Here is a 13,258-nt window from a genome sequence, read left to right as displayed (position 1 = left end):
CGCCCCGGCCGACTCCGTCAGACCTCTTCGACGCTGCTCGGCTCGCGCCGGGACAGGTCGATTCCGAGCTCCTCCGCGGCGCGGAAGACGTCCTCGTCGGTGTCGCGCATCTCGATGGACATGCCGTCCGAGGACAGCACCTCCACGTTGAGGCAGAGCGACTGCATCTCCTTGATGAGCACCTTGAAGGACTCGGGGATCCCCGGCTCGGGGATGTTCTCGCCCTTGACGATGGCCTCGTAGACCTTCACGCGTCCGGTGACGTCGTCGGACTTGATGGTGAGCAGCTCCTGCAGCGCGTACGCGGCGCCGTACGCCTCCAGGGCCCACACCTCCATCTCACCGAAGCGCTGGCCACCGAACTGGGCCTTACCACCCAGCGGCTGCTGGGTGATCATGCTGTACGGGCCGGTCGAGCGGGCGTGCAGCTTGTCGTCGACCAGGTGGTGCAGCTTGAGGATGTACATGTACCCGACCGAGATCGGGTCCGGGAACGGCTCGCCGGAGCGGCCGTCGAACAGCCGGGCCTTGCCGGAGGGCTGCACCATGCGGTCGCCGTCCCGGTTCGGCAGCGTGGCCTCGAACAGACCCGCGATCTCGTCCTCGCGGGCACCGTCGAAGACCGGCGTCGCCACATTGGTCCGCGGGGCGACCTCGTCGGCGCCGATCGCCTTGAGGCGCTGCATCCACTCCTCGGAGCCCTCGACCTTCCAGCCCTGGGAGGCCAGCCAGCCCAGGTGGATCTCCAGGACCTGGCCGGGGTTCATCCGGGAGGGGACACCCAGCGGGTTGAGGATGATGTCGACCGGGGTGCCGTCCTCCAGGAACGGCATGTCCTCGACCGGCAGGATCTTGGAGATGACGCCCTTGTTGCCGTGGCGGCCGGCGAGCTTGTCACCGTCGGTGATCTTGCGCTTCTGCGCCACGTAGACGCGCACCAGCTGGTTGACGCCCGGGGGCAGCTCGTCGCCCTCCTCGCGGTCGAAGACGCGGACGCCGATGACCTTGCCGGTCTCGCCGTGCGGCACCTTCAGCGAGGTGTCACGGACCTCGCGCGCCTTCTCACCGAAGATCGCGCGCAGCAGCCGCTCCTCGGGGGTCAGCTCGGTCTCGCCCTTCGGGGTGACCTTGCCGACCAGGATGTCGCCCGCCTCGACCTCGGCGCCGATGCGGATGATGCCGCGCTCGTCGAGGTCGGCCAGGACCTCCTCGGAGACGTTCGGGATGTCCCGGGTGATCTCCTCCGGGCCCAGCTTGGTGTCGCGGGCGTCGACCTCGTGCTCCTCGATGTGGATCGAGGAGAGGACATCGTCCTGCACCAGACGCTGGGAGAGGATGATCGCGTCCTCGTAGTTGTAGCCCTCCCACGGCATGAAGGCCACGAGCAGGTTCTTGCCGAGCGCCATCTCACCCTCGTCGGTGGACGGGCCGTCGGCCAGCACCTGGCCCTCGATGACGCGGGCGCCCTCGTCCACGAGCACCTTCTGGTTGAAGGAGGTGCCCTGGTTGGAGCGGGTGAACTTGGCGACACGGTAGGTGGTGTACGTGCCGTCGTCGTTGGCCACCGTGATGTAGTCGGCGGAGACCTCCTGGACGACACCGTCCTTCTCGGCCTTGATGACGTCGCCGGCGTCGACCGCGCAGCGGTACTCCATGCCGGTGCCGACCAGCGGCGCCTCGGCCTTGATGAGCGGCACGGCCTGCCGCATCATGTTCGACCCCATCAGGGCGCGGTTGGCGTCGTCGTGCTCCAGGAAGGGGATCATGGCGGTCGCGACCGACACCATCTGGCGCGGCGAGACGTCCATGTAGTCCACGTCGTCGCCCGGGATCAGGTCGACCTCGCCGCCGCGGCGGCGGACCAGCACCCGGTCCTCGGCGAACCGCATCTCGTCGGTGAGCGGCGCGTTCGCCTGGGCGATCACGAAGCGGTCCTCTTCGTCCGCCGTGAGGTAGTGCACCTCGTCGGTGACGGTGCCGTCGACGACCTTGCGGTACGGCGTCTCGACGAAGCCGAAGGGGTTGACGCGGCCGTAGGAGGCGAGCGAGCCGATCAGACCGATGTTCGGGCCTTCCGGCGTCTCGATCGGGCACATCCGGCCGTAGTGCGAGGGGTGCACGTCACGGACCTCGAAGCCGGCCCGCTCACGGCTCAGACCACCCGGGCCCAGCGCGTTGAGGCGGCGCTTGTGGGTGAGACCCGAGATCGGGTTCGTCTGGTCCATGAACTGGGAGAGCTGGCTGGTGCCGAAGAACTCCTTGATGGAGGCGACGACCGGCCGGATGTTGATCAGCGTCTGCGGCGTGATCGCCTCGACGTCCTGCGTGGTCATCCGCTCGCGGACGACCCGCTCCATACGCGCCAGACCGGTACGGACCTGGTTCTGGATCAGCTCGCCGACGTTGCGCAGACGGCGGTTGCCGAAGTGGTCGATGTCGTCGGTCTCGATGACGATCGTGTCGCCCTCGGCGGAGGTCGACTCGGTCTCGCCCGCGTGCAGCTTCACCAGGTACTTGATCGTGGCGATGATGTCGGCGGTGGTGAGCACGCCGGAGTCCAGCGGCTCGTGGCCGCCGAGCTTCTTGTTGATCTTGTACCGGCCGACCTTGGCCAGGTCGTAGCGCTTCGGGTTGAAGTAGAGGTTCTCCAGCAGCGTCTGCGCGGCCTCGCGGGTCGGGGGCTCGCCCGGACGCAGCTTGCGGTAGATGTCCAGCAGCGCGTCGTCCTGACCCTGGGTGTGGTCCTTCTCCAGGGTGGCGCGCATCGACTCGTACTGGCCGAACTCCTCGAGGATCTGCTCGTTCGTCCACCCGAGCGCCTTGAGCAGCACGGTCACCGACTGCTTGCGCTTGCGGTCGATACGGACACCGACCATGTCGCGCTTGTCGATCTCCATCTCCAGCCAGGCACCGCGGGAGGGGATGACCTTGGCGGAGTAGATGTCCTTGTCGGACGTCTTGTCGATGGAGGAGTCGAAGTAGACACCCGGCGAGCGCACGAGCTGCGTGACGACGACACGCTCGGTGCCGTTGATCACGAAGGTGCCCTTGTCGGTCATGAGCGGGAAGTCGCCCATGAAGACCGTCTGGGACTTGATCTCGCCGGTCTCGTTGTTGGTGAACTCGGCGGTGACGAAGAGGGGAGCGGCGTAGGTGAAGTCACGCTCCTTGCACTCGTCGATCGAGTTCTTGGGGGGCTCGAAGCGGTGGTCGCGGAAGGTCAGCGACATCGACCCGGAGAAGTCCTCGATCGGGGAGATCTCCTCGAAGATCTCTTCCAGACCGGACTTGGTGGGGACGTCCTGTCCACTCTCCAGCGCGGCCTCGACGCGTTCCTTCCAGGCGTCGTTGCCGAGCAGCCAGTCGAAGCTCTCGGTCTGGAGCGCGAGCAGGTTCGGAACCTCGAGGGGCTCCTTGATCTTCGCAAAAGAGATACGCAGCGGGGCAGTGCTGGCGCCGTTGTTCGAATTGGCAGTCGAGGCAGTGCGCGAGGCGGCCAAGAGGGGGTCCTTCCGAGGGCTCGGACTCTCTACACGCATACCGGCGCCCCTGGTGACGGGCAGGGGGCAGCTAATAGGCAGCGCAAAGGGTCAGTGTAGCCACAAGACCCACTGATGTCCAGAAAGGATGACGGGAAACCGGCTCACGCCCCGGTCTCCACCTCCTGCGATTGTTCTTCTCGTTCCGCCCCCGTCCCCGGCGGCCTCGATTCGCCGGGACGGACCCGCTCGGCTGCGGTGCTTCCTGTCTGCCGCAACACTTCCCGCTTCGCCCTCGATCCATGCCTCGGATACCGGATCGATGTGACGACGCGTCCCGAGAATTGCGCGCTGTGTGCCGTTCGTCAAGGCCCCCAGGAGCAACGAAGATCACCATACCCGGCGTCGCCCCCTGGTGAGGCGACCGTCCAGCAACGCGGAAGGGCGACCACCCGTCTGGGTGATCGCCCTTCCGTTGCCCGCCTACCCCAGCGGGGTGGCGGACGGTGTAACGCGATGACTCGGCGAGCCGGTGGCCCGGTAAGTCAGGGTCACTTGACCTCGACGGAGGCGCCGGCGCCCTCGAGGGACTCCTTGGCCTTGTCGGCGGCGTCCTTGGCGACCTTCTCGAGGACCGGCTTCGGGGTGCTGTCCACCAGCTCCTTGGCCTCCTTCAGACCCAGGGAGGTCAGCTCGCGCACGACCTTGATGACCTGGATCTTCTTGTCGCCGGCGCCGGTGAGGATGACGTCGAACTCGTCCTTCTCCGGCTCGGCCTCGGCGGCGGCGCCGCCACCACCCGGGGCCTGGACGACGGCGGCGGCCGGGGCAGCGGCCTCGACGTCGAACTTCTCCTCGAACTTCTTCACGAAGTCCGACAGCTCGATGAGGGTCATCTCCTCGAACTGGGCAAGCAGTTCGTCCTGGCTGAGCTTCGCCATGGTTGCGGATCCTTCCACTTAAGTCGGCTGGTGCCGTATCGATGTGTCGGCGGGCTCACGGCCCGCTGCGACCGAGTGCGGTGAGTCACCGGTGCGGCGCCCAGGGCGCCGAAGCGGTTACTCGGCCTCGGCCTCGGCGGGAGCCGTGGTGTCGGCACCGCCCTGCTCTTCGACCTTGCTGCGAAGCGCGTCCGCGGTGCGGACGAACTTCGAGAGCGGGGCCTGGAAGGTCGCCGCGGCCTTGGCCATGGACGCCTTCATGCCACCGGCCAGCTTGGCGAGCAGCACCTCGCGGGACTCGAGGTCCGCGAGCTTGTTGAGGTCGTCGGCGCCGTACAGCGCGCCGTCGACGATGCCGCCCTTGATCACGAGGGCGGGGTTCTCCTTGGCGAAGTCACGAAGACCCTTCGCCGCCTCGACCGGGTCACCGGTCACGAAGGCGACAGCCGAAGAGCCCGTGAGGAACTCGTCCAGCTCGTCGATCCCGGCCTCCTTGGCCGCGATCTTGGTCAGCGTGTTCTTCACCACTCGGTACTGAGCGTTCTCACCGAGCGCACGGCGCAGCTCCTTGAGCTGGGCCACGGAGAGTCCGGTGTACGCGGTGACCACAGCGGCGTTCGAGTCACGGAACTTGCCCGTGATCTCGTCGACGGCTGCGATCTTGTCAGGCGCGACCTGTTCCCTCGCCATGAGCCTCGGCCTCCTTCCGGGTGATGAGGACCGCTCGGAAGGGGCTGAACACAACGAACGCCCCAGCGCAGGCGCATGGGGCGTGACTCGACCGGCGTGCACACAGCACGACGGGAGTGGCTTCCTCAATCACCTGCGCGGGTCGCCCGCAGCGAGCGGATCCTTCGGCCGCCGGCGCTCTGTACGCGCACGACGACGACCAGCGGTCTTTGGCTTCGGGTCGAGAGTACGCGAACGGGCCCGGAAGCGCCAAATCCGCCCCCGGGCCCGCCGGCGCCCGAGGTCAGCCCAGGCCGCCCGCGCCCGAGCCCAGCTCGGTGGAGTCCAGGGTCTGCGAGGCCGGCGGAGGGCTCACGTCCACCTTGGTGCCGTAGTCCGAGTAGTAGACCGTGTTCTCCGTGCTCGACTTGGTGCCCTTGGCGACCTCGCACTTCTTGACGAGCAGGTCGCCCTCACCGATCCACAGATCGATCTTCTCCGACTCCATGCCGTTCTGCTTGAACTGCTGCTCCAGCGCCTGCTTCTCGGACTCCTTGAGGTCCTTGGACTGCATGCGCACCAGCTCGGAGAGGGTGAGGGTGCCGGTGTAGCGGGTCGCCTTCTGGCCGCGCACGGTCTCGGTACCGGCCGACTTCACCTTGCCGCTGGCCAGCAGGAGCTGCACCGAACGCGCCGGGTTGTTGTTCTGCAGCTGGTCCTTGAGCAGGGCACCGGTGGCGTTCTTCTTGGCCATGGCCTCGTAGTCGACCTTGAGCCACTGCTTGCCCTGCACCGGCTGCGCCATCTTCGAGTACATGGCGTCGGACAGATAGCGGGCCTCGGTCGGGGTGCCGTTGGTGGTGATGTCCGCCTGGCCCTGCATCCCACCGGACGACCAGTCGAAGCTGCCCTTCATCTTGCTGGTGACGGGCTTGCCCTCCAGCGTCATCGTCTGGACGCCGTCGGCGACCGCGGAGTTCTGCTTGTCGGTGGCCGTCGACGCCTTCTTCAGGGCCGCCAGGGCACCCTGTACGGGCGAGCCGCCGCCCTTCGCGTCGTCACCGCCCCCGTCGGCCTTCTCGCTGCCGCAGGCCGTCAGACCGGCTATCAGCGCCGCACCCGCAGCGACGGCCGCCATCCGGGTCTTCCGCATGGGACTCCCCCTCGTGTTTCGGCGCGGGCGTGAGTGGCCCGCTCTTTTACCGGCACCTTATGCAAGAGCGAGGACGCCGGCGGCGGCGGGACGGGTTCCACCCCCGCAGAGCCGGGTCCTCCGGTGCGGCGCCGGCCGGGGCCGGAGCGCACAACAGCGGCGGCCGGTGCCCGCTCCCTGGTGGAGCGGGCACCGGCCGCCGGGCGCCTGCGGGCCGGTCGCGGATCAGACCGCGGCCGGGTCCTCCTCGGCGAGGAGGTTGCGGGTGCGGTTCGGGTCGACCGGGACGCCGGGGCCCATCGTGGTGGTGAAGGTGGCCTTCTTGATGTACCGGCCCTTCGCCGCGGCGGGCTTCAGCCTGGTGATCTCCTCAAGGGCGGCGGCGTAGTTCTCCACGAGCTGCTGCTCGCCGAAGGACGCCTTGCCGATGATGAAGTGCAGGTTGGCGTGCTTGTCGACGCGGAACTCGATCTTGCCGCCCTTGATGTCGTTCACGGCCTTCGCCACATCGGGGGTGACGGTGCCGGTCTTCGGGTTCGGCATCAGACCACGCGGACCGAGCACGCGGCCGAGGCGGCCGACCTTGCCCATCAGGTCCGGGGTGGCGACGACGGCGTCGAAGTCGAGGCGGCCGCCGGCCACCTCTTCGATCAGTTCGTCGGAGCCGACGATGTCGGCACCCGCGGCCTCCGCAGCCGCAGCACGGTCGCCGGTCGCGAAGACCAGGACCCGGGCGGTCTTACCGGTGCCGTGCGGGAGGTTGACGGTGCCGCGGACCATCTGGTCGGCCTTGCGCGGGTCGACACCCAGACGCATGGCGACCTCGACGGTCGAGTCGAACTTCTTCGTCGCGGTCTCCTTGGCGAGGCGGACGGCCTCCAGCGGCGCGTACAGCCGCGCCCTGTCGATCTTCGCTTCCGCCTCGCGGAGGTTCTTGCTGCGCTTCACTGCTGCTCCTGGTGGTGTGGAGTCGTGGTGCGGGCCAGCGCCTGGCCCTCCCACGGTGGTTCGGTGCGGTGCCGGGGGCGTCAGCCCTCGACGGTCACACCCATGGAACGGGCGGTACCGGCGATGATCTTCTCCGCCTGGTCCAGGTCGTTCGCGTTGAGGTCGGGCATCTTGGTGGTGGCGATCTCGCGCACCTGGTCGCGGGTGATCTTGGCGACCTTGACGGTGTGCGGGGTGCCGGAGCCCTTCTCCACGCCCGCGGCCTTGAGGATCATCTTGGCGGCCGGCGGCGTCTTGGTGATGAAGGTGAAGGAGCGGTCCTCGTAGACCGTGATCTCCACCGGGATGACCCAGCCGCGCTGCGACTCGGTCGCGGCGTTGTAGGCCTTGCAGAACTCCATGATGTTGACGCCGTGCTGACCCAGCGCCGGGCCGACGGGCGGAGCCGGGTTGGCGGCGCCGGCCTGGATCTGGAGCTTGATCAGCCCCGCGACCTTCTTCTTCTTGGGAGGCATGTTCTCTCCGGGTCCTGGTGAGTTGCGACTCTCCCCCACCCTTCACCCGGGCGGAGGCATACCGCACAACGATAGCCCGTACCGTTCCGCGGCTTGAAACCGAGCAGGTCAGGAAGGGCCTGAGCCCTTCCTGACCTGTCCGGAAGCTGGGGTCGCCCGCCGCCCTCGCCCCGTGGGCGGAGCGGACGCGGCGGGGTCAGTTCTTCTGGATCTGGTCGAAGCTCAGCTCGACCGGGGTCTCGCGGCCGAAGATCTCGACGAGGCCCTTGACCTTCTTCGAGTCGGCGTTGATCTCGTTGATGGTCGCCTGGAGGGTGGCGAAGGGGCCGTCGGTGACGGTGACCGAGTCGCCGACCTCGAAGTCGAGCACCTGGACCTCGACCTTGCGGCCGGGACCGCCGGCGGGCTTGCCCTCCTCGTCGGCCGCGGCGGCCTTGGCGGCCTTCTCCTCGGCCTCGGGGGCGAGCATCTTGACGATCTCGTCGAGGGTGAGCGGGTACGGGTCGTAGGCGTTGCCGACGAAACCGGTGACACCGGGGGTGTTGCGCACGACGCCCCAGGACTCGTTCGTCAGGTCCATCCGCACCAGCACGTAACCGGGCAGCTTGTTCTGCCGGACGTTCTTGCGCTCGCCGTTCTTGATCTGGACGATCTCTTCCTCGGGGACCTCGGCCTGGTAGATGAAGTCCTCGACGTTCAGCGAGACGGCGCGCTGCTCCAGGTTGGCCTTCACGCGCTTCTCGTAGCCCGCGTAGGTGTGGATCACGTACCACTCGCCGGGCAGGTGGCGCAGTTCCTCGCGGAGCTGGGCGACGGGGTCGACCTGCTCCTCCTCGCCCCCGGCGGCCTCCTCGCCGCCAGCCTCTCCGCCCTCGGCGTCCGTGTCCTCGGCGGCCTCGACAGCCTCGGCCGCGTCGTCCTCGACGGCCTCCTCGGCGTCGGCCTCGTCGCGGACAGCGGCCTCCTCGGCGGGCTCACCGGCAGCGGCCTCGGCGGCTTCCGCCCGGTCGACGCTGCTGTCCGCTGCCTCGACGATGTCGCGCGCCGTGTCGTCACCCTGTTCGGGCTCGACGGCATCGTTCATGTTCGGCTCAGACACGGTGGCTGCTTCTTCCTGGCTTCAAGGGGTCGAACATGCGGAAAGCCCCGCGGAGGGGGCTTCGCGCGGGCGGGTCAGCCGAAGACGTATTTCATGACTTCGGTCAACCCATAGTCAATCACGAACACCAAGGCGATGATGATGACGACGAAGACGATCACCACGCTCGTGTACGTGGAGAGCTGCTGCCGCGTCGGCCAGACGACCTTGCGGAGCTCCGCGATGATCTGGCGGTAGAACAGGGCGAGCCGGGCCAGAGGTCCCTTCTTCGCCCGCTTTCCGCCCTTACGGGGCTTCCGCTTGCCCTCGGACGACCCTCCGGGCTCGGGGACCTCGGTGGTATCCGTGATCTCCGTCACTCGTCCTCACCTGATCCGGGTCGTTGCCCTGCGGCGTCCGGCCCGGCCGCACGGCGGTGCAATTCAGTGCTTGTAGTACGTACGCACGCACACACCTTGGCGACGTGTGTGTAGCAGGGCCGGAGGGACTCGAACCCCCAACCGCTGGTTTTGGAGACCAGTGCTCTACCAATTGAGCTACGACCCTTTGGTTCTCCCTCAACCTACCGCATCCACGCCGTCGCATGGGGTGCGCGTCGGACACGCGCTGTGAGTGGTGGTCGAAGGCCAACGACGTGTGAGTGTACGTGCTCGACGGCCCAGCGTCGAACACGAACGGCTCCGACGGCCGTGAACCCCCGTGCCCCGGGCGTACCGGGTCTGCGAACATGCCCTGTATGACCGCAGCGACTCCCCCTGCACAGTCCCCGTCCGAGCGCCGCCTGTCGGCCCGTATCAGCGCGATCTCCGAGTCCGCGACGCTGGCCGTGGACGCCAAGGCCAAGGCGCTGAAGGCCGCCGGGCGCCCCGTGATCGGCTTCGGCGCCGGTGAGCCGGACTTCCCCACGCCCGACTACATCGTCGAGGCCGCCGTGGCCGCCGCGCGCGACCCGAAGAACCACCGCTACTCCCCCGCGGGCGGACTGCCCGAACTGAAGTCCGCCATCGCCGACAAGACCCTCCGCGACTCCGGCTACCGGATCGAGGCGTCCCAGGTGCTGGTCACCAACGGCGGCAAGCAGGCCATCTACGAGGCGTTCGCCGCCCTCCTCGACCCGGGCGACGAGGTCATCGTGCCCGCTCCGTACTGGACCACCTACCCGGAGTCGATCCGGCTGGCGGGCGGTGTCCCCGTCGAGGTGACCGCGGACGAGACGACCGGATACCGGGTGACGGTCGAGCAGTTGGAGGCCGCGCGCACCGAGAAGACGAAGGTGCTGCTGTTCGTCTCCCCCTCCAACCCGACCGGCGCCGTCTACCCGCGCGCCCAGGTGGAGGAGATCGGCCGCTGGGCGCTGGAGAAGGGGCTGTGGGTGCTCACCGACGAGATCTACGAGCACCTGGTCTACGGCGACGCCGAGTTCACCTCGCTGCCGGTGGTGGTGCCCGAGCTGCGCGACACGTGCGTGATCGTCAACGGTGTTGCCAAGACATACGCCATGACCGGCTGGCGCGTGGGCTGGGTCATCGGCCCGCAGGACGTGGTGAAGGCCGCGACGAACCTCCAGTCGCACGCCACTTCCAACGTCAGCAACGTCTCGCAGGCAGCCGCGCTGGCCGCCGTCTCCGGTGATCTGGACGCCGTCGCCGAGATGCGCGAGGCCTTCGACCGGCGCCGCCGCACCATCGTGCGGATGCTCAACGAGATCGACGGCGTGGTGTGCCCGGAGCCCGAGGGCGCCTTCTACGCCTACCCGTCGGTGAAGCGGCTGCTGGGCAAGGACATCCGCGGCAAGCGGCCTGCCACCAGCGTCGAGCTGGCCGCGCTGATCCTGGAGGAGGTCGAGGTCGCGGTCGTCCCGGGCGAGGCCTTCGGCACCCCCGGCTACCTGCGGCTGTCCTACGCACTGGGCGACGAGGACCTGGTGGAGGGCGTCTCCCGCATCCAGAAGCTGCTGGCCGAGGCGCGGGACTGAGACGGCCGGACGAGCGGACGTACGAGCGGGCCCCGGGTGCCGTCCCGGGGCCCGCTCACGCTTTCGGGCCATCCCCTTCCCGGGAACCGGCTACCTGCCCGGCGCCCCCATGCGGCAGGATCTTGGGATGTTGCACTCTTCCGGGGAGCGGGACCTGCGCACACTGCCGAAGGCCCATCTGCACCTGCACTTCACGGGGTCGATGCGCCCCTCCACCCTGCTCGAACTGGCCGACAAGTACGGCGTGCACCTGCCGGACGCGCTCAGCGGCGGCGAGCCCCCGAAGCTGCGGGCCACGGACGAGCGCGGCTGGTTCCGCTTCCAGCGGCTGTACGACATCGCGCGGTCCTGTCTGCGGGAGCCGGAGGACATCCAGCGGCTGGTGCGGGAGGCCGCCCAGGAGGACGTGCGGGACGGCTCGCGCTGGCTGGAGATCCAGGTCGACCCGACCTCGTACGCGCCCCGGCTCGGCGGGCTGACGCCCGCGCTGGAGATCATCCTCGACGCGGTCGAGACGGCTTCCCGCGACACCGGTCTCGGCATGCGCGTGGTGGTGGCGGCGAACCGGATGAAGCACCCGCTGGACGCCCGTACCCTCGCGCGGCTCGCGGTGCGCTACAAGGACCGGGGCATCGTCGGCTTCGGCCTCTCCAACGACGAACGGCGCGGCTTCGCGAGGGATTTCGACCGCGCCTTCACCATCGCGCGGGAGGGCGGGCTGCTCGCGGCGCCGCACGGGGGCGAGCTGTCGGGGCCGGGCAGCGTACGCGACTGCCTGGACGATCTGCGCGCCTCCCGGATCGGCCACGGCGTGCGCGCCGCCGAGGACCACTGGCTGCTGGCCCGGCTGGCCGAACGGCGGGTCACCTGCGAGGTCTGCCCCGCCTCGAACGTGGCACTGGGCGTCTACGACAAGCCCGAGGACGTGCCGGTGCGGACGCTGTGGGAGGCGGGGGTGCCGATGGCGCTGGGCGCCGACGACCCGCTGCTGTTCGGCTCCCGGCTGGCCGCGCAGTACGAGCTGGTGCGCCGGGCGCACGGCTTCTCGGACGCCGAACTGGCCGAGCTGGCGCGCCAGTCCGTACGCGGCGCCTCGATGCCGCAGCACGTGCGGGACGAGATCCTGGCCGACATCGACACCTGGCTGGCGGCCGAGCCCGCTCAGCGCTGACCCCCGGCACCGTTCGGCGCTGACGCCCCCTGGCACCGCTCGGCGCTGACCCCCGGCATCGCTTTGCGGCCGGCCCGCTCAGCGCCCGTCCGCACCACCGCCGGCGGTCGGGGCCAGCCCGTGCAGGAGGGTGCGCACCAGGCCCCGTACGAAGGCGTCCAGGGGCTGTTCGGGGCGCTCGCCGCCCGCGAAGTCGTAGAGGAACGCGCGCTGTGAGCAGGCGCCCAGCAGGAGGGCGGCGGCGGCGTCCACATCGGCGTCCGCCCGCACCGCACCGCGGGCCTGCTCGTGCCGCAGGTACGCGGCGAGGGCGCGCAGCGGCGTACGGGGGCCCGCGCCCAGCTCCCGCACGCCCTCGAAGTGGCGCCGTTTGAGCGCGGGCTCCGCGAAGAGGGCCGCCGCGATGGGCACGCTCTGCTCGTAGAAGAGGGCGGCGTGTTCGGTGACCTGGAGAAGGTTGCGCTCCAGCCCGCGGTCGCCGGGGTCCCGGGCCAGCTCGCTCAGCAGCGGGTTGAGGCGGGGCAGCCGGTCGAAGAGGACCCTCACGAAGATCTCCTCCTTGCCGGAGAAGTGCTTGTAGAGGGCCGCCTCCGAGCAGCCGGCCTCCCGGGCGATCTCCTTGGTGGTGGTGCGGGCGAGACCGAGGGTGCGCAGCAGGTGGTGGGCGGCGTCGAGGATCCGTTCGCGGGTCGGCCGGCCCGGCCTGGCCGACGACCGGGCAGACGATCGGGTTGACGGGTGAGTGGCCATTCACCCAACCTAAAGGTACTACAGGTGGGTGAGCACTCACCCACCTCCCGATACGAAGGAGCGCGGCAGCATGCGGTACACCGTTTTCGGGGCCACCGGAGGCACCGGGCGGCAGCTGGTTCGGCAGGCCCTGGAGACGGGGCACGAGGTGACGGCCGTGGTGCGGAACCCGGACCGGCTGCCGGTCCGCCACGCGTCGCTGGAGGTCGCCACCGCCGACGTGGAGGACTCCGAGGCCCTGCGTCCCCTGGTCGCGGGCTCCGACGCCGCGCTCTCGGCCCTCGGCGCCCCCGCCAACGCCGGGGCGGGCATCGCCTCCTCGGGAACGCGCGCCATCCTGCGGGCCCTGGAGGCGGAGGGCGTCCCCCGGTACCTGGCGGTCAGCGCCGCCCCCGTCGGCGAGCAGCCGGCCGACGAGGGCCTGTTCCACCGCGCCGTCGTCCTGCCCCTGGTACGCCGCGCGTACCGGGAGGTCTACGCGGACCTGGCCGTGATGGAGGAGGAGATCCGCGCCGGCGCGCCCGCCTGGACGCTGGTGCGCCCGCCCCGCCTCACGGA

The 13,258-nt window shown here is 69.3% G+C and carries 12 protein-coding genes and 1 tRNA gene; 3 read left to right on the top strand and 10 right to left on the bottom strand.

All coding sequences use genetic code 11. The features are described from left to right. Positions 1 to 17: 17 nt before the first annotated feature. From rpoB to FM076_RS19850, 9 genes are all read right to left on the bottom strand, one after another. Entirely contained in the window at positions 18 to 3,500 is a 3,483-nt protein-coding gene (gene rpoB, locus FM076_RS19890) for a DNA-directed RNA polymerase subunit beta (protein WP_173872351.1), read from the bottom strand. A gap of 530 nt (positions 3,501 to 4,030) precedes the next feature. Further along, positions 4,031 to 4,420, bottom strand: coding sequence for a 50S ribosomal protein L7/L12 (gene rplL / locus FM076_RS19885; RefSeq protein WP_173872350.1), 390 nt, complete (start codon positions 4,418 to 4,420; stop codon positions 4,031 to 4,033). Positions 4,421 to 4,537: 117 nt separating this feature from the next. Beyond that, complete coding sequence (rplJ, locus tag FM076_RS19880) at positions 4,538 to 5,110, bottom strand: 50S ribosomal protein L10 (protein WP_173872349.1); 573 nt, start codon at positions 5,108 to 5,110, stop codon at positions 4,538 to 4,540. A 283-nt stretch (positions 5,111 to 5,393) separates the two neighbouring features. Continuing rightward, entirely contained in the window at positions 5,394 to 6,242 is an 849-nt protein-coding gene (locus tag FM076_RS19875; RefSeq protein ID WP_173872348.1) for a hypothetical protein, read from the bottom strand. A gap of 225 nt (positions 6,243 to 6,467) precedes the next feature. After that, positions 6,468 to 7,190, bottom strand: coding sequence for a 50S ribosomal protein L1 (gene rplA / locus FM076_RS19870; RefSeq protein WP_173872347.1), 723 nt, complete (start codon positions 7,188 to 7,190; stop codon positions 6,468 to 6,470). Positions 7,191 to 7,270: 80 nt separating this feature from the next. Further along, positions 7,271 to 7,705 carry a 50S ribosomal protein L11 gene (gene rplK, locus FM076_RS19865; RefSeq protein ID WP_173872346.1) on the bottom strand — a complete coding sequence of 145 codons (435 nt, stop codon included), beginning with the start codon at positions 7,703 to 7,705 and terminating at the stop codon, positions 7,271 to 7,273. Positions 7,706 to 7,901: 196 nt separating this feature from the next. Continuing rightward, positions 7,902 to 8,804, bottom strand: a complete 903-nt coding sequence (gene nusG / locus FM076_RS19860) for a transcription termination/antitermination protein NusG (RefSeq protein ID WP_173872345.1) — start codon at positions 8,802 to 8,804, stop codon at positions 7,902 to 7,904. Between the two features lie 74 nt (positions 8,805 to 8,878). Then, complete coding sequence (secE, locus tag FM076_RS19855; protein ID WP_173872344.1) at positions 8,879 to 9,163, bottom strand: preprotein translocase subunit SecE; 285 nt, start codon at positions 9,161 to 9,163, stop codon at positions 8,879 to 8,881. 114 nt (positions 9,164 to 9,277) lie between these two features. Beyond that, positions 9,278 to 9,350 (bottom strand) — tRNA-Trp (locus tag FM076_RS19850). Positions 9,351 to 9,540: 190 nt separating this feature from the next. On the opposite strand from FM076_RS19850, the gene FM076_RS19845 reads away from it, so the two are divergent. Both FM076_RS19845 and FM076_RS19840 read left to right on the top strand, forming a co-directional pair. Further along, positions 9,541 to 10,779, top strand: a complete 1,239-nt coding sequence (locus tag FM076_RS19845) for a pyridoxal phosphate-dependent aminotransferase (protein WP_173872343.1) — start codon at positions 9,541 to 9,543, stop codon at positions 10,777 to 10,779. A gap of 109 nt (positions 10,780 to 10,888) precedes the next feature. After that, positions 10,889 to 11,950: an adenosine deaminase gene (locus FM076_RS19840; RefSeq protein WP_173872342.1), complete on the top strand. Its 1,062-nt coding sequence runs from the start codon at positions 10,889 to 10,891 to the stop codon at positions 11,948 to 11,950. A gap of 78 nt (positions 11,951 to 12,028) precedes the next feature. On the opposite strand, the gene FM076_RS19835 is transcribed toward FM076_RS19840, so the two are convergent. Beyond that, positions 12,029 to 12,700 carry a TetR/AcrR family transcriptional regulator gene (locus tag FM076_RS19835; RefSeq protein ID WP_173872341.1) on the bottom strand — a complete coding sequence of 224 codons (672 nt, stop codon included), beginning with the start codon at positions 12,698 to 12,700 and terminating at the stop codon, positions 12,029 to 12,031. A gap of 70 nt (positions 12,701 to 12,770) precedes the next feature. Here FM076_RS19835 and FM076_RS19830 point away from each other — a divergent pair. Then, a partial coding sequence (locus tag FM076_RS19830) for an NAD(P)-dependent oxidoreductase (protein WP_173872340.1) occupies positions 12,771 to 13,258 on the top strand: 488 nt, incomplete at its 3' end.

Origin of the sequence: Streptomyces albus subsp. chlorinus (genome assembly GCF_013302895.1) — a bacterium.
Lineage (GTDB): Bacteria > Actinomycetota > Actinomycetes > Streptomycetales > Streptomycetaceae > Streptomyces > Streptomyces chlorinus.
The sequence above is the reverse complement of the archived record's forward strand: the minus strand, read 5'-3'. Positions and strand labels throughout refer to the sequence as shown.